Here is a 20,398-nt window from a genome sequence, read left to right as displayed (position 1 = left end):
TGAAGAAGTCTTGCGTTTTTTGCATGATGCAGTGGATCGATTGGTATACTATGAAGCTTGTGGGAGTATCATTGTAGCCATTGAACGAGAAAAACAAATCAAGGGTTGGTCACGAAAAAAGAAGCATGATTTGATTAATGCATTGAACCCAGAGTGGAATGATTTGTATCAATCGATTCTTTAAAAACTGTTCCACCTGACAGGAGATCCCTCACCCTCGCTGCGCTCGGGTTCGAGATGACGTGGGGAGTTACAAGATTGGTAATAATTTCAGCTTTGTCGCAAAAACAATTCCAGGAGAAAAAGCGTAGAGCCACAATTAAATATTCCCAAAATAGGCAAAGATACATACAACTCTTGTCTGAGTAAAATGAAAGATGGACTTCCCCACGGTTATAAAAAAGACCTACGAAGTTTCGAGCAATTAAAGGATATTGCAGTTGATTCAAATGAGAATGATTTAATAGGCTCCACTATGTTAATAAATTGAACGAGTCCGCACTTTATGCGCGGAATCCAGTAAAGGCCCATTAAAAATAGGTTCATTTTAGTTTTTCTCTATATAGATCCCACGTATAAAACGCGGTAAGCAGATGGAATTAGATGAAATGTCAACGGACTCTAAACTCGTTTTCCATATTTTTAGTTAAAAGCTACTTTGGAGAGGCTTTGAATTGCGCCGACGCTATCGGCACTTTTTTATAGAAATGGTTAAAACATCAATTTTCAACTAGCTAATACTGGTAATACATATTCGGGATCTTTATTTATTGCGCGAAAAAGGGCTTTTCAGGGTGTGTAAAACTCTCCTCTGCCCTGCTCCCAATTTCCTAACCTGCAAATATTTACATCAATTAAATGACAAAATTTTAAAAATAAAAGCTGGAATGGAAGTATCTGTATTGTGCCATTGATGAACATGGCAATACCATTGATTTTTACTAGCCCCATAGGCGTAATGCCAAAGCGGCTAAACAAAACTCATTAAAAAGAAATATTTTAATATTGGTTTTATGAATATTTTATTCAGAGAATAACTGAATAATGAAATGCTCATTTTTCATCTGTTCTAATAACCATCTACCTCCTTTACCGAGAGACGCTTTGTGCCATGCTATATAATATTTAGCGCTCTGTTTTTCTTGAATTACTTCTTTTTGAATAAGAACTTGGTTGTCTAGTTCCTTGCCGATTAAATGTTTAGGTAAAAAGCCAACGCCTAAGCCTTCTATTTGAGCTTGTTTTTTTAATGCCAGACTGGAAAAGATAATACTATTCTTTGGGGATTGTACGCCTGTTGATCTAGGTGCCATAGCTAAGGATGAATCTGAAGCAATTATGGTTGTATATTGCTCAATCATATCTGTCGAAATTGGTCCAGATATATTTGCTAGCGGGTGAGATGGCGAAATAGCAAAAATAAAAGAGACCTGACCAATCTCAAAATAGCCAAGATTGCTGCTTATAGGTATTTGGCCAGATAAGCCAATAACAATATCAGCGCGATGATGCAGCAATGCATCTAAGCAACCATTTAATCGATGAGCCTCCAAATGAATATTTATATCAGGGCAGGTTTGTTGGAATTTTTTTAATAGCATCAATATTGGAGAAACATTAACCAATTCATCATAAGCAATATAAATATCGGTTTCCCAACCACTGGCTATTTTTTTAGCAAGATTCAGCGCATGATGCTCGGATAATAAAAGCTGACGTCCCTGTTCCAATAACGCTTTTCCTGCTGCAGTCCATTTAACACGGTGTTGGCTTCGATCAAATATTTGAATGTCATACTGATTTTCAAATGTTCTGATGGTATAAGTCAAAGCAGATCGGACCTTATGTAAATGATTGGCGGCAGCCTCAAAGGTTTGAAATCTATCTATAGCATCTAATATTTTTGCCAGTTCCAGTAGTGTCATAATTGTTTAAAAAGTTTGAACAACTTAGTCAAGTTAATTTGCTTACTTTTCAATTAAATCAAAATATATAATTATACATGAAGTAATTAACAACTTAAAATTGATTAATTTTTTTGAACATATAGGACTAATATGAAATTATTGACTGAACAACAAATGACTTTGTATTTTGCACGAATAGGTCATACAGGTTCTACTAATGTGACATTAGAAAATTTAGAGTCTTTGCATGAGAGCCATATTTTTAATATTCCTTTTGAAGGCATATCAGTACATTTAAACCCGCCTGAGATCGAGTTTGATGCTATTTATAACAAACTTATAAAACAAAAACGTGGCGGTTACTGCTATGAAATGAATGGTTTATTTTATATCGTTTTAAAAACGCTTGGATTTGAAGCTAATTTATATTTAGCTGAAGTTGTATATGATACAGATACTTACCGTCAAAGAGAGCCTAGACATGCATTTATCATCGTTAATATTGATGATAAACGTTATTTAGTTGATGTGGGATATGGCCGAAATGGTTTAATTCGACCATTGTCAATTGATCATCATGATCAACAATCGGTTTATCATCATGATTATCGTATTTTATATACCCCTGAATTTGGTTATCAATATCAGTATAAAATAGGGAATGTATTCAAAACAGAATATCGATTTGATTATCCTGCGGATGGCTTAACTTTAGATCAGCTTAAACCTGCAAACGAATGGGTTTCGACATCCAAAGACTCGAGTTTTGTGAAAAATGTCATTGTCATGCAGATGACGAGAGAAGGAAAAATAACATTTGTTAATAATACAAAAACTTCTTTTTCTAAAGGTGTTATAGAAAGAGAAGAAATTAAATCATTGGCAATGTATGATAGGCAATTAAGGGAGGTTTTTGGGATATCACTTAATAGTTTAAGTTTGATAAAATTAAAAAATAAACTTGATCTTAAAACATTAAATTCTAAAAATAAGACGGGAGACATAAATCAAAGTAGTTTTTTTATTCCAGGAAATAATACCAGTGTGAACGTTGGTGAAATTAATAATTACGGGGAACTCACGGGAAAAATTAACCAAAAAAATTTCTGATTTAAAAGGGGATTTGATGGTCGGGACGGAAGGATTTGAACCTTCGACCACTAGCACCCCATGCTAGTACGCTACCAGGCTGCGCTACGCCCCGATTAGGTGGCAAATGATATCCAAGTCTGGACGAAATAACAAGGGGTTATTGGATGAAAGATGTTTATCGCTTGGTGCGGTACAGTGGAATCCGGGCTCTTTGTTCCTCTGAACCCGGGTTGATCTGCGCAGCACCAGGATACTGTTACTGCATTTATTTTTGAGAGATGATTCATTTAGTGCTTTCTGACAGAGTAATGCCGCAGGCATTTATTCCTGAATTACACAGTGCTTGCTTTTCTTCCTTTTGAATTGTCCAATATACGCCATAAGGCTTCACACTTTGATTTACCGAGGGCGATAAATGTATGGTCATCCATAAATAAGTACCTTTGTCTTTTGGACTTGGCCATTGGTAATAACAAATCAAATTATTATTTGAATTAATAAGTGCTTGCATAAAACCTATACTCTCAGGTGCTTTCCAACCCTGATACTCCATCTGCCAGTATAATTTTTCTACTTGAAATGCTTCAGGATCATATTGATGTTTTTGCACAATGTTAGGTGGAGGACAAAAATGGACTTCTTCAGTTATCTGCTCTCGAGAGAGCTTATGCCAAATTTCTTCCGTGTACTCATGAATTGACCGATGAAAATGAACTCCTGCCGTAACGCCAATAACAAAAATAATAAGCGCTAAGATAATAATTTTTAAATATGAATACACTTAAAGCTCCTAACAACTCTTCAAGGCTTCTGTAAGCACTTGAAGAGTATCATTATTACAATAATGTTTTAATCTTCTGAGCTTCAAATTTAGAGTGTGCAATTTGAATGTATTGTTTGCAGCTAAGTAATTCTGCATATTGCAGAGCTGCTACAGCATTATTCAATATCTCTTTTGCTACATCAGAAGTGTCTTCCATAATTAAAAGGGATGCGGTGCTCATTTGTACGGAAGCCATGTAAAGCTTGTTAATGCAAATCTTTTTTTCCTGATTATCTGCCAAGGATAACACAACTCGAGAAAGCTCATAGCACTGATTGGCTAAAAACTCCTTGCTTGGCCCGGACTGCACATTCATACTTAATACAGGTAAACTAAATACTAACGCTCTTTTTAAAATCATTTTAAACATAGATACTCCTGTAAGTTGCCCAATAAACCTGCTTTACTTCACACAATCCCATTGCATGAAGAATAAGTTCCACTTTGAGAAAGGAACCCCTGTTAAACTCTACCGATGCCAATGACTTTACTGGGCGAAACAAAAGGTAACCCGGGTTGACTTTCCGGGTTACAATTAAAGTCATTGATTTTGGTGCTTAACCGTTTCGTGCCTGGTTTAAGCAAAAGCATTAATTCCTGTAATATGTTTTCCTAATACCAGGGTATGAACGTTATCTGTACCCTCGTACGTAAAGACTGATTCTAAGTTAAGCATGTGTCGAATCACATGATATTCAAGGCTGATTCCATTTGCTCCCAATAAATTCCGGCATTTTCGCGCAATGTTTAATGCTTCACGACATGCATTACCTTTAGCCAGAGAAATCATCACGGGATTTTCACGATGATTATCTTTTATTCGGCCTATCTGTAAATTAAGACATTGCGCCTTAATAATTTCAGTATACATATCTGCCAGATCTTTTTGAATAAGCTGAAACGATGCCAAAGGCTTGTTAAATTGTTTACGCTCTAAAAGATAATCGCGAGTAATATCAAAACAGGCCATTGCAGCGCCCATGGCGCCCCAAGCAATACCATATCGCGCCTGGCTTAGGCAACTTAAAGGAGCGCCTAAACCTTTGTCACTGCCAGGAAGATAATTTTCATCGGGGACAAAAACGTTATCAAAAACCAATTCACCGGTAATTGAGGCGCGTAATGACATCTTTAATTTGATTTCAGGACATCTTATTCCTTCAGATTTAGTATCTACAATAAAGCCACGAACACCCTCATCTGTTTTTGCCCAAACAATGGCAATATCTGCAATTGGTGCGTTGGTGATCCACATTTTTGCACCATTTAGAGTCCATCCACCCTTAACCTTCTTTGCAGTGGTTCTCATACCGGCCGGATCAGAACCAAAATCAGGTTCAGTCAAACCAAAGCAACCAATGATCTCACCGGCAGCCATTCCTGGTAAAAAGCGTACTCGCTGTTCTTCGGAACCAAAACGAAAAATAGGATACATACATAAGGAACTTTGTACCGAAACAAAGCTACGTAATCCGCTATCACCGCGTTCTAACTCTTGGCAAACCAAACCATAAGCGACATAAGAGGCTTCCGCGCCACCATATTCTGCTGGTAAGGTCAAACCCAACAATCCCATTTCTGCAGATTTTCTAATAAGCTCACGTGGAAATTGAGCATGCTCAAAAGATTCAGCCATCAAAGGCATAACATCATTGGAGACAAAACGCGCGACACTATCACGTATCATGCGTTCATCGCCATTCAACTGCTCATCAAGAAACAACAAGTCGTCCACTTTCCTTCTCCCTTTTATCAGACTGTAACGCAATAACCGCTTCAATAATACTTTCTTTACTGGGTAACAAATATTGCCAAGCATTACCCAAAGGAATAAAGCAATCTTTACCGGTAATGCGTTTGATTTTCAACCTCGATGAGGCTTCTTCCAATAGCAAGGTCATCAAGCCTTCGCTTACTGAACCACTTTGTCTGCCTTCATCGACAATTAATACCTGTTTTGCTTTGGCTATTTCTTTCAAAATTGCTTCGACCGGTAGGGGGCTAAGCCAACGTAAATCTACTATTTTCACAGCAATATTGTGTTCCTCTTGCAGCACCTTAGCCGCTTGCCGTGATAAATAATACCCATTAGCATAGGTTAAGATTACTGTTGGCCCTTCTCCAAAAACACCTACCTCTCCCGGCGCAATAAAAGCATCGGGTGCTGGATAATTAAATAGCCATCCGTTATCACCAGGCTCATGCAAATCTTTGGTCATATATAAAGCAATAGGCTCTAAAAAGACGACTACCCTTCCCTCTTCATAAGCCAGACGCATGCATGTACGCAACATTTTTGCTGCATCTGGACCATTTGAAGGACATGCGACAATCACTCCAGGCAAGTCACGTAATACAGCAATCGAATTATCATTATGGAAATGACCACCAAATCCCTTCTGATAGGCTAATGAAGCAATCCGCAAAACCATGGGGTTTTGATATTGACCACTGGAAAAGAAGGATAAAGTGGAAGCTTCTCCACGAAGCTGGTCTTCTGCATTATGCAAATAAGCCAAAAACTGAATTTCTGGGACTGGAACAAATCCATTGTGCGCCATACCTATTGCAGTTCCTAAAATGGTGGTTTCATCTAAAATCGTATCAAATACGCGACGCTGTCCAAAACGTGCCTGTAGATCAGCAGTCACTCGATACACCCCCCCTTTTTTGCCTACATCTTCCCCGAACACCAACATATTAGGGTATTGCAGCATTAAATCAGTCAAAGCAAAATTAATCTGTTGACATAAATTTCGTTTTTGAGTTAATTGTGAAAATGCATTGGCAAATACCTCTGCACGCTTAGCTTCACTTGGCAAGGGAAGTGGTTGTTTCTTCGGCATGCTGGGAATCAATGAAGACATTACAGCTTCAGCACTGGAGAGCTTGGGCTGTCTTATCACATCCACCGCTTTGGCTTCAATTAAAGCTTTATTATCTTGATAAAGACTCAGGATGTCTTGAATACTCATCCAGCCTTCACGATATAGAAGACCTGCAGTATGCAATAAAGGATCTTGAGCTTCCCTGGCTTCAATTTCAGCTTGCGTACAATATTGTGACTCAATATCAGAACCCGCATGGCCCAATAAACGCACACAACGCATATGTAAAAAAACAGGCTGTTTTTTTACGCGCGCCAAGTATTCTGCTTCTTGTGCACTCGCATAAGCATCAGCGATATTCAAGCCGTCACAAGCAATATAATGCAAGCCTGGTCGAGCACTAACTGAGCGCTCAATCCACTGTGATGGAGTGGGTACAGAAATTCCTATTCCATTGTCTTCACAAATAAACACAATCGGTACAGGATAATTTTGTTGAGCAATCCATGAACAGGAATTCAAGGTCGCTTGCGCCGAAGCATGGTTCGTTGAGGCATCACCAAAGGAACAGATGATGATGGAGTCTGGATTTAGATTGCTGTGAATATTTAATTCTTTGGCTCGCGTAATCGATAATGCAGCCCCCAAAGCTTTGGGTAGGTGTGATGCGATAGTCGAGGTTTGTGGTGGAATATTTAGAGGAACACTTCCAAAAACTTTATGGCGTCCTCCTGAAATGGGATCAGTCGCTGCGGCGACTAAAGAAAGTAAAATATCCCTCACACCGTCAGTAGCTTGTAATTTCTTGGCACGCTGCAAATAGAAAGCACCGCTCCGATAATGCAAAAAGGCCATGTCATCGGGACGAAAAACTTGTCCCCAAACCGCATTACCTTCGTGCCCACTGCTGCCTATAGTATAAAATGATAAACCTTTTTCTTTAAGCTGCCTGGCAATCAAATCGAGCAGGCGTGATTTGATTTGCGAATCAAAGAGCTCTATAGCAGTTTTCTTATCCAACTCGGCCGTATCCGGAGTCATTGTACTATTAGGTTTTGGAAAATCGGCTTGTTGTACTCGATTTAAAAATTGCTCATCAACTACAATGGTCCTGTCTAACATCACTACATCCTGTTTGAGTTATTTCTAAGAAGAAGATGTTGAGTATATACTGATTCAAAATGAACAGGAAGAATGTGTTTGTATTCAATGGGTATAAGTTTTCTTACCCCTAGCTCCTCTCTCGTTTATGGGAGAAAAGGGCTTTTTGTAGTCTGGATGCAGAGCAGCGAAATCTGGAGTTAAAAATAGCTCAAAATTTCCCGGGTTTGGCTGCGCTAACCCCAGGAATTCAAATAGACCAATTCTTGTGATTTATGACCAAATAATCTACACTTTTTATAGGCATCCATTAAAGGGGGCTACATAATGAAATGGATTATTTTGCTAGGAAGTATTGTTTTGATGGCAGGATGTTGCTGTACCACAGCATATACACCGGTATACACTCCGGCAATCTCATATACATCAGCAGTGACATACAAACCTGTAGTTAGATATAGACCTGTAGTTTCATACAGACCAGTCGCTGTTACACGTGTTGTTACGCCTGCTGTTGCACCCGTTGTTGAACCCGTATCAGTTTACTCTTATCCCGTGGGTCCTTTAGATGTGACTACGACTACTATTGATTTTTATTGATCAAAACATTGATACCTGAGTGCGGCAAACGCCGTACTCAGGCATTAAGATATCTTATTTAATTGCCTCTGGTTCTTCCTTGGTAGAGTAACCACATCCATCCTGTGGGCAAAGGATCTGTCGACCGAATTTTTTGCTTTCTTTTACAGTCAAAATTGGCCAATTGCAATTTGGGCATGGATGGTTAATCGGTTCATTCCACAATGCATAATCGCATTTAGGATAATTACCACAGGAATAGAAAATCTTCCCTTTTCTTGATTTGCGCTGCAAGATTTTTGCTTCATGACACTTGGGACACTCCACCCCTGTATCAGCAGGTTTTTCTATGGGTTCCATGTGTTTGCATTGAGGATAATTACTGCAGCCAATAAAACGACCATAGCGCCCAGTTTTTACATGTAACGAACTGGAGCATACCGGGCATACTCTTCCTTCAACAACTTCAGGTTCATTTTTTTCATTATCTTGGCCTGCGATATCTTGTGTGTAATCACACTCTGGATAGCCAGTACAACCAATGAAGCGTCCGCGTTTACCCAATCTTATTGACAATGGTTTTCCGCATTTTGGACACTGTTCATCTAAAACTTCAGAGGTTACATCTTTACGCTGAACCTGTTGATCTGTAGTTTGAATTTGTTGCACAAAGGGTTGCCAAAACTCTTCTAAAACCGGAATCCATTCTTTCTCACCCCGCGCAATGGCGTCGAGCGTATCTTCAAGTTCTGCAGTAAATTTGTAGTCCACGTAACGTGTAAAATAACCCGTCAAAAAGCGGTTTACTATGCGACCAACATCCGTTGGAAAGAATCTTTTCTTATCAACAATAACATATTCGCGTTGTTGCAATGTGTGAATAATGGACGCATAGGTTGACGGTCGTCCAATATCATATTCTTCCAGTGCCTTAACCAAAGTTGCTTCCGAGTATCTTGGTGGGGGCTCGGTGAAGTGTTGATTGGCTAATATATCCTGTACTTTGACTTTTTCACCGACGGTCAATGCGGGTAATAATGAACCTTCATTTTCATCATCTTTAGTATCATCTCGACCTTCCTCATACACAGAGAGGAATCCAGGAAAGGTAATTGTAGAACCATTGGCGCGAAACATATTGCCTTCGCCACAGCTTAAATCCACAGCAACTGTATCCAATATCGCATCAGCCATCTGGCAGGCTACGGTACGTTTCCAGATTAAACTGTACAGTTTGTATTGATCTGCGGTTAATGCTGATTGCACCATTTCTGGTGTACGTTTAATCGATGTGGGACGAATCGCCTCATGTGCTTCTTGAGCATTCTTAGATTTTGTTTTGTAAACTCTTGGGCTTGCAGGGCAATTATCGGCACCATAACGTTGTGTAATAAACTCCCGTGTTTCCTCTATTGCTTCCGTCGATAAATTCACCGAATCGGTACGCATATAGGAGATAAGACCGACAGTCCCCGTTCCAATATCTATCCCTTCATATAATTGTTGTGCAACCATCATCGACTTTCGCGCGGTAAAACCCAATTTTCGTGCGGCTTCTTGTTGCAAAGTCGATGTAATAAACGGAGGTGATGGTTTACGCTTACGTTGTTTTTTCTCAATTTGAGAAACGATTAAATAGCCTTGGGCTTGACGAATCAAATGCTCTTTGATTTGTTGGGCCTGCTCTTCCTTGGTTACCGTAAATTGCTGTAATTTTTCATTTTTGTAATGCGTCAAACGTGCTTCGAAGGACACCTTCGTATGAATACATTCAGCTAAAATCTTCCAATATTCCTGAGGAACAAAACGTTCGATTTCCTCTTCTCGCTCCACAATAAGTCGCAATGCTGGACTTTGCACTCGTCCTGCAGAAAGTCCTCTTCTCACTTTCTTCCATAACAGGGGAGATAAATTAAATCCCACTAAATAATCCAACGCACGCCGCGCCTGTTGCGCATTGACTAAATCCATCGAAATAGAACGCGGGTTATTGATTGCATCCTGAATTGCTGATTTAGTAATTTCATTGAAAAAAATCCGGTGAATGGGCTTATCTTTGGTTAGATTTTTTTCTTTCATTAATTCATAAATATGCCAGGAAATGGCTTCACCTTCTCGATCAGGGTCCGTTGCGAGCAATAAGGAATCTGACTTTTTGAGCATTTTAGCAATCGTTTCGATATGACGTGAGTTCCTTTCAATAGGAACATAAGTCATTGCAAAATGATTTTCGGGATTAACGGACCCCTTGCGGGCTGGCAAATCACGCACATGTCCATAAGAGGCCACAACCTCGTAATCACCACCCAAATATTTTTGAATTGTTTTCGCTTTAGCGGGTGATTCAACAATCACCAAATGTTTACTCATATAACGTTAACCTTATCCTTTTCACTTCATCCCTAAGCATCAAAAATAGCCGTGCCTTAGAACCAACACGGGATATTGGTGCTGAAAATGAAATATCACCAACTTCTAGTAATATAGGTAATAGACGATCTTTTAATGAAATGTCAATTCATCTTCTGATTGATAAAGAACTAAATCAAGAAAAGCCAATTGTTCTTCATTTAAAGAACTCGATAATGCATTTCTTATAGTCCATTTGGTCTCTTGAAGAGTTACGATGCGAGATTCAGAAAATTGCAATTGATTCATAATCATTTCAAATGATTCTGGATTAAGAACTTTCCATAATTTCATACGCATGAGAAATTGATAACTGGCCTTAGTCAGTTTCATTTGCTCATCATAGGTAAAGACTCGTGTTGATGTATTTTGTTGTAATTTCAAATGTAAAACTTGTTCTTCAGAAGCTAAGTTCTCATCCTCATTTAGTTGTTCCGTTGCATCCTGATCAGCGGTTTTATGGCTTTCTTGTAGTTGGGTAAGACTTTGTTCAAATAAACTCAATAACATCTCAAATAAGTTATCTTTCATATACTAACACCTCATATAGCCACCGGGCACAGATACAACAGCCCCATTTAATTCTAACTCTGCAAGCTCACTAGTGACTTGCTCAACGGTGCATCCGCTACGCAAAATGATCTGATCCACTGTAGTCATTTCAAAGCCAATGAACTTTACTAGGTTTTTATTCCCGCTGGCAAGAGGTAAAATAGCTTTATCAGCTGTTTGTTGTTTCGAATCAATCCGTAATTCTTCAAGAACATCGGCAACTGAAGTAACTAATTTGGCTCCTTGCTGCAACAGATAATGACACCCTCGAGCCAGAGGATTGTGAATGGAGCCAGGAATCGCTAAAACATCTCGGTTTTGTTCCAAAGCCATTCGCGCTGTGATTAACGAACCACTCTTGATTGCTGACTCAACAACCAAAATGCACAATGATAAACCACTTATTATACGATTTCTTCGGGGGAAATGTCCAGCGATAGGAGGACTTTTCAAAGGAAATTCGCTCACCAAGAGGCCATTTTGCGCAATTTCTAGTGACAATGAACGATGCCGATGAGGATAAATACGATCAATTCCTGTACCCAGCACCGCAATTGTTTGTCCCCCGGACTCCAAACATCCTTGATGAGCTTGGGCATCAATACCTAAAGCCAAGCCACTCACAATAGTCACTCCATGGGATGCGATTGCCTTTGCAAATTGCCGGGCGTTTTCACTTCCAGTTACCGTCGGATTACGACTACCTACCACAGCTAATTTAGGTTGTTTTAAACAGGCAAGCTGTCCTTTGGCATACAAAACAATGGGAGGATCGATAATTTCCTTCAATAAAGGAGGATATTCAGATGAGTCCCATGTAAGTAGATGGTGATCGTCTGCTGCCGCCAACCAACTCAAATCCTCTTGAATCACATTCAAATCAAATTGAGCTATAGTATGCGCGAGAGCAAGCGGTAAGCCTGCTTGCTCAAGTTCGATTGCTGAAAGCTGGAACATGTGCTGCAAATCGGGCCAACGCTTTTGTAGTTTAGCTACGGTTCGCGGCCCCACTCGTTCCATTCGGTTTAAAGCAAGATAATAAGGTAAATTACTCATGGATTAGCCACATAATTCAATAAATAAACAGCACGGGTTGACCGAACAATCAAGGCAAAACTGGTTTTGCTAAATACCCGGAACACCATAAGCTCGCCAATACGCTCAGGCGGTAATCGAATAGGCATGATAGGATTTTTAGGGTCATTGGCTGTGCCTGACTCTCTATAGATACCCAGAACATCCCCAGCTTCCAATCCATCACGGGCACCCAAACTAATCACCGCCACACCACCTGCAGCTTCCTCGACATTTCCGTTAGGCATACCATTAGGCATATCGATGATATATCCTCTTACGAGGAATAGAGGGGCTTTAGGCTCAAAGTACAAATTAAATTCAGGACTATTATTAATCAGAACACTATCGTGTACCCGAATACCCTCATTAATGCTGGTTAGTAAAATAGTTGCCGGTTCACCACCCGCAATCAACTCTGCATAACCAACCAGATCAGCTCGATATCCCAAGAGCTCTTTAGTTTTCGGATCCACATAATCTTTCCCCCCTCTGAAAATGGAATAAGCAGGAATCCCCTCCGGCGGTATTTCTCGAGATGGGTGCAATCCTTTAACATAGGCCTCATCCCCCTGACCGCCCATCATGCGTTCCCCGACTAACGCAACAATATAAGGTGCTCGACTGACCACATCCTGATCCAATATCAGGGATTCATTTAGAAAAGGCTTAATGTCGCTTAAAGGTATAGCAGGAATGGGATCATCTAAAGGCAGGGGCCGGACGTTGGGTGATAGTTTTATTGTGCCATTTGCTAATACCCTAAGGTACGGTTTGGTTTTAAAATAGCCTAAAACGAGCACTGCCCCCGGGTATAAACGATTGGGATTTTTTATTTCAGGGTTGGCATGCCAGAGTTCCTTCCATTCCCAGGGATTATTCAGGTACCGATTGGCTATAGTCCATAAACTATCACCCGGTTGGACAACATAACGTGCCGGAGCATCTGTTTTTAAGCTTAGGGCATAGTTCAAATTAGCGAGTGAAAAAAAGAATATAAAGAGAATAAATCTCATTAGAGTCAATCCTTTGTTGGAATATCTTGCAGCCTTACAATATATAAAGGATAATATTAACACGATATTTGTACAGAGAACCAGATAAACGATGGCTATTCATACGATTCTATATTTACCTGACTCTCGATTAAGAGAAGTTGCAAAACCGGTTATGCAGTTTGATGATAAATTGCAAACGTTAATCGACGATATGTTTGAAACGATGTATGACGCACGTGGTGTCGGACTTGCAGCACCTCAAATTGGAGTCGGATTGCGTTTGTCTGTGATTGATATTTTGGGAGATAAGCAGAATCAACTGGTTATCATCAACCCTGAGATCATTGCTTCTGAAGGCGAAAAAAAATTTGAAGAAGGCTGTCTTTCTGTTCCTGGTGCTTATGATACAGTTATCCGTGCAGAAAAAGTTACCGTAAAAGCTTTAGATAGGAATGGAAAACCTTTTGAGATTAAAGCAGAAGGCTTACTCGCCGAATGTTTGCAACATGAAATTGATCATATGAACGGCAAACTGTTTATTGACCTGCTTTCCCCATTGAAAAAAGCGATGGCACGAAAAAAATTAGATAAATTCAAGCGCCAACATGCACGTAAATAAGGTCTTGTATTTTCCAAAAGATTATTCATTAAGATGCGTCATCTAAAGACGCTCCTTGATCGAAACAGGTAGTTACCATGAGCACATTGAATATCGTTTTTGCTGGAACTCCAGAATTTGGCTTGCCTTCTCTTGAGGCATTATTGCATTCAAAACATCATATTAAAGCAATTTATACTCAACCTGACCGTCCTGCAGGACGTGGTAGAAAATTACAAGCTTCTGCAGTTAAAGAATGGGCTTTAAGCCAGAAAATTGCAGTCTATCAGCCAGTTAATTTCAAGAATCCTGAGGCAATTGCAGAGCTTGCAGCATTAAATCCGGACGTAATGGTGGTTATTGCTTATGGATTAATTCTACCTAAAGCAGTGCTTGAAATACCTCGATTAGGCTGTATTAATGTGCATGCCTCCTTGTTACCTCGCTGGCGTGGCGCCTCCCCTATTCAATCTGCTCTGCTGCATGGTGATACAGAATCTGGGGTAACGATTATGCAAATGGATGCAGGCATGGATACAGGCGCGATGCTTCATAAGGTTTCCTGCCCCATAACTACATCAGAGACCGCACAAACACTACATGACAAGCTGGCGCAGATCTCCGCGCACCCTTTATTGCAAACTCTTGATGAATTAGCTGCTCAAACCGCAAAACCCGAAATCCAAAATAATGAATTAGCCACTTATGCCAGCAAAATTAACAAAGAAGATGCGTGCATCAACTGGCAACACTCCGCAACAGAAATCGACCGAAAAATTCGCGCATTCAATCCTTGGCCAATCGCCTATACAACCCTTAGGGAAGAAACTTTGCGCATTCATCAAGCCAAAGTCGTAGACCAATCATTTTCACAAGCACCAGGCACAGTAATTAGCATCGATAAAAAAGGGATGTTGATTGCAACTGGAGACCTAAGTTTGCTTGTAGAACGAATCCAACTTCCTGGTGGCAAAGTGATCTCGATTGCCGATTGGTTAAATTCATCCAAAGCACAAGTAGATGCAGGATTTGTGTTTTAATGAACAAGAATGAACGCCTGCACGCCTTAAAAATTTTAACTCAGTTATTAACTGAGAAATCATCATTATCCCAGCTTATGCCTGCAACAGCCGAAGCCACACCAATGACCAAAGAGATTTGCTTTGGCTTTTGCCGTCATTATTTTCGTTTACAAGCCTTGGCAGAATGCTTGCTTCAAAAAAAACCTAAAGAACTGGAAATTTGGGTTGCGTTACTCATCGGTCTTTATCAATTGCACTACATGCAGGTACCTGATTATGCTGTAGTCAAAGAAACGGTATCCTTACTTGAAAAAATCAAAAAACCCTGGGCAAAGGGTTTAGTTAATGCTGTTTTACGCAATTTCTGCCGTCAACAAAACGAAATTCTGGAACGCCTAAGCAATGATCCCCGATTCATTCATGGTCAGCCTCAATGGTTACTGGAACGCCTGCAAGCAGATTGGCCTGATGACTGGCAAGCAATCGCCCAAGCAAATGATATGCATCCGCCTATGACGTTACGCGTTAATGTGCAAAAAAACTCGGTTGCTGAATACTTACAGATTTTAAATCAAGAAGGCATTGCGGCCGAACCTCATCCTATAGCAGCTGCAGGAATTACTTTAACCAAACCTTGTGATGTACGCCAACTTCCCGGATTTGCAGAGGGTCGAGTTTCTGTACAAGACGGTGCAGCGCAATTAGCAGCCTCTTTACTGTCTTTAAAACCAGGTTTACGCCTTCTCGATGCCTGCTGCGCTCCTGGTGGTAAAACCTGTCATATTCTAGAAAAGGAACCGAACCTGTCTGCATGTATTGCTCTGGATGTTGATCGTAAGCGATTGAAACGAGTTCAAGAAAACTTAGATCGCCTTAACCTGCATGCAAATTTAGTAGAGGGTGATGCCTTAAATCCTGCCACATGGTGGGATGGCCAACTCTTTGATCGTATTTTATTAGATGCACCCTGCTCTGCAACAGGGGTCATTCGACGACACTCGGACATTAAGCTATTACGCAACAACGAGGAAATCGTTACCATAACCAAAATCCAACATAACATGCTGAATTGCTTATGGCCCTTGCTCGCAAAAGGGGGATTGCTGGTTTATGCCACCTGTTCGGTGATGTCCGCTGAAAATGAGCAGCAAATCGCAAATTTTGTTGCAACCCATCCAGACTGTACGATAATAAAAGAATCTAGGACATGGGGCCATGCCACTGGACATGGTCAACAAATTTTACCTGGGGAACAAGGTATGGATGGATTTTTCTATGCGGTTCTATTTAAGGATAAAAAATGACAATCAATTGGCCTGTAATTACTGTTTTGTTCTGTTTATCCATCCCTGGAGTAGTCATTGCAATCAAACGCTTGATTTATTTTTTATTGCCTGACAATTCCGAAGAACTAAAAAAAAGGATGAGTCGTTTTGCCATTTTGCAAACCTTGTTCATGATCTTTATTCTGAGTTTTGCAGGCTCCGTGCTATCTCCTATGACGGGTTTACATGATGCAAAACTTGAGGCCCTGTTACAGGGTAGTGCGGGAGTAAGTGTATTACTTCCTATTTTATTACCTACCGTTTTGTATGCCTTTTTTGGGCTATTGTTTTTTTTAGTTCTCTATTATGGCCTCATCGCACGCATCGTCGATAAAAACAATATGAAAATCATGACTCACCTCCGTACAGCCCTTGGTGTTGATGGTTGTGTCCTTTATGGCGGCGTAGTAGAGGAAATTATTGGACGATGGGGGTTAATGAACCTTGCAACCTTTTTCTCACTACTCTTCACAAAGCAATATCCTACCTTGGTCATCTGGATATCGATTTTTATTAGTGGATTGGTATTGGCAATAAGCCAACTTCCCGCGTACCTTGCTGCAGGTTGTACTTCAAACCGACGTTTCATTTACTCGCTGCTTATACTTAGCCTTTATCAATCATTACTTTTTGGGTATTTATTTTGGCAAAATGGGCTTATTGCAGCGATATTGGCACATATGTTATTCCATATAGGCTGGGCTGCCTTTGAAAACGTAAAAAAATCGTAAAGCCTTTCCCCCTTAATCTTGCCTTAACCTTAACCTTTTATCCTACAAGGGAATGTAGTCAACGTTAGGGGGTAGGATATGGCCACTTCAAGTAATGAGTTTGCTGCGCTGGTAAATCAATTACACAGATCACCTAACGATCATGTTTTACAACAAGCAGTGCTCCAACATTTACCTAAAATGATCGCTTTAGCTCGGGATAATCCTATGGCTTTATACCATTTAGCCCATATTTATCCACCAACATCTTCTGAGTACAAACAAACCATGCGCCAGGCTGCGAATTTGAAATGCACTAATGCCATGCTGGTTATGGTACAAATATTGGGGAACTCAAATGATACCAATGATTTGCAAACAGCGACTTATTATTTCAATATGATTAATAAATCTAATGATTCATACATTAAAGAACAAGCTCGATTGCTTTTGGATGAATTCCCTGAACTTTCAAAAACAATACAAGAGCAAGAGAAACCAAATTTAAGTTACAGTCATGCTCGCTTCTTTACACATCAACGAAAAAGAGAAGAACCAGTTGAGTATATTGAGACCGTGGCGTGTAAGGCTTAATTATAAACGTCTTAGTCCTGGGTGAAAGCAAGGTCTGTAACCCAGACTCTCCATATTGGATCTGCGGGTTTCGCTACGCTACAGGCTATGGGGCCTTGGTACTTAAAGGAAAAAACTTTAGCCTGAGTGAACGCGGAGCCGTTATGCTGGGTTTCCCTTACCCCCAGGTTCCGCTGCTCTTCAAAGCGATGGGAAGTCTTAAACGATCAAAAAGCGAAAATTCTTTTGGATCTCATTTAAATCAAATTGGTTCAAATACAAAGAAAAACTCATCCACGCACTTAAGGCTGCCAAATCTTGGAATGGAGGGGGAAGATAAACAGGATTGGTTAAAATTCCTCGCTCCTTAAGCTCAGTGAGTAAAGGCAAATCATCAAGCACTAATTTCCCGGTAAATAATAACGGTATGGACTCCACATGCTTGCGGCTAATCGCAAAACGGATGTAATTGTAAATCAATACAAAGCCCTTAGCATATGATAAATCTTTGGTGAAAGGACCACCTGTTGGTGTACTTCCTCTAAAGACACGCACTGATTGATTGTAACTGTCTTCTTCGCTTAAACCACAATCCATAAAATAATTATAAATATCGAGAAAATCGGCCCCTTGTGTCACCATATCCAAAGCAATTACGCGATTGGTAATTTTTAACATGCGGCTAGGGTATGAAGAAAAAGTTACAATCTCCGTAATCACTGCCAAACCTTCCTGAATGACGCTGCTGGAAGGCGAACCTTTGGAAAGAAAAAAGCAATTGGGCTGCATGGAGCCATTTAAGGTTGTTCCAACGTGAACCCAGCCTTCATGTACTTCAAGATAACGAAGATCGCGATCACTAAACATTGCTTGTTGACTCAATTTAATGCTGTCTGCTCCTGCAGAAGCATCCGCAATCATATCATCGCTGACCATCACGGTTACCTTGCCAGGATGTTTATCAAAAAATTGACCTAAACGCGTTTGCAAAATTTCTTGAGCTTGTTGCGGCGTATAACGTTTTACATCGGCTTCAGATTGTAATTGGACACTAAGGCCTGTTAGCACATCAAAAAGCAAAGTGCCCATTTCTGACATACGTGGTCCGCCCGCATAGAAGACATCGTTCGGACTGCCGTACAATTCCATTGCCAATTCGGAAAATGCAGGAGTGCCTCGTTTGGCAAGCATCTGTGTAGCCCGACTGTATTCTTCGCACTGACGGCGTATTAAACGAGTTAAAGTAGAATACTGTCCAAGTTGATTCTGGGTATCACGCAAAATAATCCGGAACTCTTCTTGTTTATCATGAACATCAAAAGGTATGGGCTTCTTATCGTAATATTCTTTATCAACAGCTGGAAGCTTCTTTCCTTTATGTTTAAAAAATTCCTTTTTTATCGATTCATCCCATTTAATACTATCAAGAATCCTGATTTTACGCTGCGCCTCCACAATACGCTGCGATAACTCCTGTACAATAAGTAACTCAGCTGATTCTGATGGTGTCATAATAAACCCCTTATGATACAGGTGGTGCGATACTTACACGTGCATCCTGGTTCTGTTGAGGCAAATCATAAAAATTACTAATGTTTGCTTTCGTTAATGGTGGCGGAACCTCCAATGGGGGGCCATTACGGCTACTCAAGTAAAGATGTTCACCATTACTGGCATAACGACTACAACCACAGAGCACAAGTGTTACAAAAATAAAAAAACCAAACTTTTTCACTTAAATCAACTCCAAACTCTTCATCATTTTTTCCAATGGCTCATGATGCTCTTTTGATAAACGAGTTAATGGCAATCTTAATTCATTTTCCATTAGCCCCATTCTATTTGCTGCCCATTTTATTGCAATCGGATTCGTTTCAACAAACAATAATTCATATAAAGGCATTAATTGTTCGTTTAAACGTAAACACGCTGCATGATCACCATCTAATGCCGAGTCGCATAATTTAGCCATCAATTTGGCAACCACATTAGCCGCTGCTGATATATTTCCTTTCGCCCCAGCCAACATCCAAGATGCGGCAGTAAAATCATCTCCACTATACACATCGATACTGCCTTCTGAAAGACGCAAAATTTGTTGTAAGCGCGTCATCTGCCCTGTAGCATCCTTTATTCCCACAATATTGGAAATCTTCGCAAGCCTGGCTACTGTTTCAGGCAACATATCACATGCAGTTCTCGTTGGCACATTATACAGAATAATGGGTATAGCAACCGCTTCTGCTATCTGACTATAATGTAAATATAGCCCCTCTTGAGTCGGTCTGATATATGCAGGGGTCATAATTAACGCAGCATGAGCACCACACTCCATAGCTTCAAGGGTTAATTGAATACAATCCCGGGTTGCATTCATGCCAGTGCCTGCAATAACAGGAATTCGTTCTTTGGCTTGATCAACTACTGTTTTAATTACTAGAAGTTTTTCTTCATGTGATAAAGTGCCTGATTCTCCGGTAGTGCCGGCTGCGACAAGACCATGGCTCCCCATTTCAATATGAAACTCCACCAATTCTCGCAAACGTGGGACATCCACCTGATCATTCTTCATGGGTGTTAATAAAGCTACAATGCTTCCTTTAAACATAGAGTCCTCTGTTTTTATTATTCTGCATAGTACTAATACTACTGGAAAATGCAGGTAAGAGTAAAATCAGATATTTAAAAAATAGCACGCAGAATATTTTATGATCATTTATTTTACATAAAATGTTTTTTTTGTACTAAAATCATAGTGAAGATGAAGCAACCAGGATTTCTTGTATTGAATCGTGCTCTATCAATGC

The 20,398-nt window shown here is 40.1% G+C and carries 20 protein-coding genes and 1 tRNA gene; 8 read left to right on the top strand and 13 right to left on the bottom strand.

What is annotated here, in order from left to right:
* Window positions 1–184 (top strand): GIY-YIG nuclease family protein (locus tag BW930_RS17225; protein ID WP_489884278.1); only part of this gene is annotated, 184 nt, incomplete at its 5' end.
* 838 nt (window positions 185–1,022) lie between these two features.
* On the opposite strand, the gene BW930_RS14705 is transcribed toward BW930_RS17225, so the two are convergent.
* A complete protein-coding gene (locus tag BW930_RS14705) occupies window positions 1,023–1,925 on the bottom strand; it encodes a LysR family transcriptional regulator (protein ID WP_058467644.1) in 903 nt (300 codons plus the stop codon).
* Window positions 1,926–2,057: 132 nt separating this feature from the next.
* Between BW930_RS14705 and BW930_RS14700 the strand changes: the two genes are divergently transcribed.
* Window positions 2,058–3,017, top strand: coding sequence for an arylamine N-acetyltransferase family protein (locus tag BW930_RS14700; RefSeq protein ID WP_058467645.1), 960 nt, complete (start codon window positions 2,058–2,060; stop codon window positions 3,015–3,017).
* Window positions 3,018–3,034: 17 nt separating this feature from the next.
* Here BW930_RS14700 and BW930_RS14695 read toward each other — a convergent pair.
* The 5 genes from BW930_RS14695 to BW930_RS14675 all read right to left on the bottom strand — a co-directional run bounded on the left by BW930_RS14695 (window position 3,035) and on the right by BW930_RS14675 (window position 7,772).
* Window positions 3,035–3,111 (bottom strand) — tRNA-Pro (locus tag BW930_RS14695).
* 171 nt (window positions 3,112–3,282) lie between these two features.
* On the bottom strand, window positions 3,283–3,780 hold the full coding sequence (locus tag BW930_RS14690) for a hypothetical protein (RefSeq protein WP_058467646.1): 498 nt from the start codon (window positions 3,778–3,780) through the stop codon (window positions 3,283–3,285).
* A 55-nt stretch (window positions 3,781–3,835) separates the two neighbouring features.
* On the bottom strand, window positions 3,836–4,192 hold the full coding sequence (locus BW930_RS14685; protein WP_058467647.1) for a hypothetical protein: 357 nt from the start codon (window positions 4,190–4,192) through the stop codon (window positions 3,836–3,838).
* Between the two features lie 207 nt (window positions 4,193–4,399).
* Complete coding sequence (locus BW930_RS14680; RefSeq protein WP_058467648.1) at window positions 4,400–5,557, bottom strand: acyl-CoA dehydrogenase family protein; 1,158 nt, start codon at window positions 5,555–5,557, stop codon at window positions 4,400–4,402.
* Window positions 5,535–7,772, bottom strand: coding sequence for a dehydrogenase E1 component subunit alpha/beta (locus BW930_RS14675; RefSeq protein ID WP_058467649.1), 2,238 nt, complete (start codon window positions 7,770–7,772; stop codon window positions 5,535–5,537). Before BW930_RS14675 ends, BW930_RS14680 begins: the two co-directional genes overlap by 23 nt.
* Window positions 7,773–8,078: 306 nt before the next feature.
* Between BW930_RS14675 and BW930_RS14670 the strand changes: the two genes are divergently transcribed.
* Entirely contained in the window at window positions 8,079–8,351 is a 273-nt protein-coding gene (locus BW930_RS14670) for a hypothetical protein (protein WP_058467650.1), read from the top strand.
* A 54-nt stretch (window positions 8,352–8,405) separates the two neighbouring features.
* Here the strand turns inward: BW930_RS14670 and topA are convergent, their stop codons facing one another.
* The 4 genes from topA to BW930_RS14650 all read right to left on the bottom strand — a co-directional run bounded on the left by topA (window position 8,406) and on the right by BW930_RS14650 (window position 13,381).
* A complete protein-coding gene (gene topA / locus BW930_RS14665) occupies window positions 8,406–10,700 on the bottom strand; it encodes a type I DNA topoisomerase (RefSeq protein WP_058467651.1) in 2,295 nt (764 codons plus the stop codon).
* A gap of 132 nt (window positions 10,701–10,832) precedes the next feature.
* Window positions 10,833–11,270 (bottom strand): DUF494 family protein, encoded by a 438-nt coding sequence (locus BW930_RS14660; RefSeq protein WP_058467652.1) that lies wholly within the window; start codon window positions 11,268–11,270, stop codon window positions 10,833–10,835.
* Window positions 11,271–11,273: 3 nt separating this feature from the next.
* Window positions 11,274–12,347, bottom strand: coding sequence for a DNA-processing protein DprA (gene dprA / locus BW930_RS14655; RefSeq protein ID WP_058467653.1), 1,074 nt, complete (start codon window positions 12,345–12,347; stop codon window positions 11,274–11,276).
* Entirely contained in the window at window positions 12,344–13,381 is a 1,038-nt protein-coding gene (locus BW930_RS14650) for a LysM peptidoglycan-binding domain-containing protein (RefSeq protein WP_058467654.1), read from the bottom strand. The genes dprA and BW930_RS14650 overlap by 4 nt, the downstream gene beginning before the upstream one ends.
* 91 nt (window positions 13,382–13,472) lie before the next feature.
* Here BW930_RS14650 and def point away from each other — a divergent pair, with 91 nt between their 5' ends.
* From def to BW930_RS14625, 5 genes are all read left to right on the top strand, one after another.
* Window positions 13,473–13,982: a peptide deformylase gene (gene def, locus BW930_RS14645; protein WP_058467655.1), complete on the top strand. Its 510-nt coding sequence runs from the start codon at window positions 13,473–13,475 to the stop codon at window positions 13,980–13,982.
* 77 nt (window positions 13,983–14,059) lie between these two features.
* Entirely contained in the window at window positions 14,060–15,001 is a 942-nt protein-coding gene (fmt, locus tag BW930_RS14640) for a methionyl-tRNA formyltransferase (RefSeq protein WP_058467656.1), read from the top strand.
* Window positions 15,001–16,287, top strand: coding sequence for a 16S rRNA (cytosine(967)-C(5))-methyltransferase RsmB (gene rsmB, locus BW930_RS14635; RefSeq protein ID WP_058467657.1), 1,287 nt, complete (start codon window positions 15,001–15,003; stop codon window positions 16,285–16,287). The genes fmt and rsmB overlap by 1 nt, the downstream gene beginning before the upstream one ends.
* Window positions 16,284–17,039, top strand: coding sequence for a CPBP family intramembrane metalloprotease (locus tag BW930_RS14630; protein ID WP_058467658.1), 756 nt, complete (start codon window positions 16,284–16,286; stop codon window positions 17,037–17,039). The genes rsmB and BW930_RS14630 overlap by 4 nt, the downstream gene beginning before the upstream one ends.
* Window positions 17,040–17,117: 78 nt before the next feature.
* On the top strand, window positions 17,118–17,612 hold the full coding sequence (locus BW930_RS14625) for a hypothetical protein (RefSeq protein ID WP_058467659.1): 495 nt from the start codon (window positions 17,118–17,120) through the stop codon (window positions 17,610–17,612).
* Window positions 17,613–17,810: 198 nt separating this feature from the next.
* Here BW930_RS14625 and BW930_RS14620 read toward each other — a convergent pair whose 3' ends face one another.
* Genes BW930_RS14620 through dapA form a run of 3 tightly spaced genes read right to left on the bottom strand, consistent with a single transcriptional unit; the run spans window position 17,811 to window position 20,199 of the window.
* Window positions 17,811–19,103 carry a flavohemoglobin expression-modulating QEGLA motif protein gene (locus BW930_RS14620; protein WP_058467660.1) on the bottom strand — a complete coding sequence of 431 codons (1,293 nt, stop codon included), beginning with the start codon at window positions 19,101–19,103 and terminating at the stop codon, window positions 17,811–17,813.
* A gap of 10 nt (window positions 19,104–19,113) precedes the next feature.
* Window positions 19,114–19,326, bottom strand: coding sequence for a hypothetical protein (locus BW930_RS14615; RefSeq protein WP_058467661.1), 213 nt, complete (start codon window positions 19,324–19,326; stop codon window positions 19,114–19,116).
* On the bottom strand, window positions 19,327–20,199 hold the full coding sequence (dapA, locus tag BW930_RS14610; protein WP_058467662.1) for a 4-hydroxy-tetrahydrodipicolinate synthase: 873 nt from the start codon (window positions 20,197–20,199) through the stop codon (window positions 19,327–19,329).
* Between the last annotated feature and the right edge of the window lie 199 nt (window positions 20,200–20,398).

Source organism: Fluoribacter gormanii, from assembly GCF_900156395.1.
GTDB lineage: Bacteria > Pseudomonadota > Gammaproteobacteria > Legionellales > Legionellaceae > Legionella > Legionella gormanii.
Note: the sequence above shows the minus strand (reverse complement) of the source record. Positions and strands in the feature narration are given on the sequence as shown.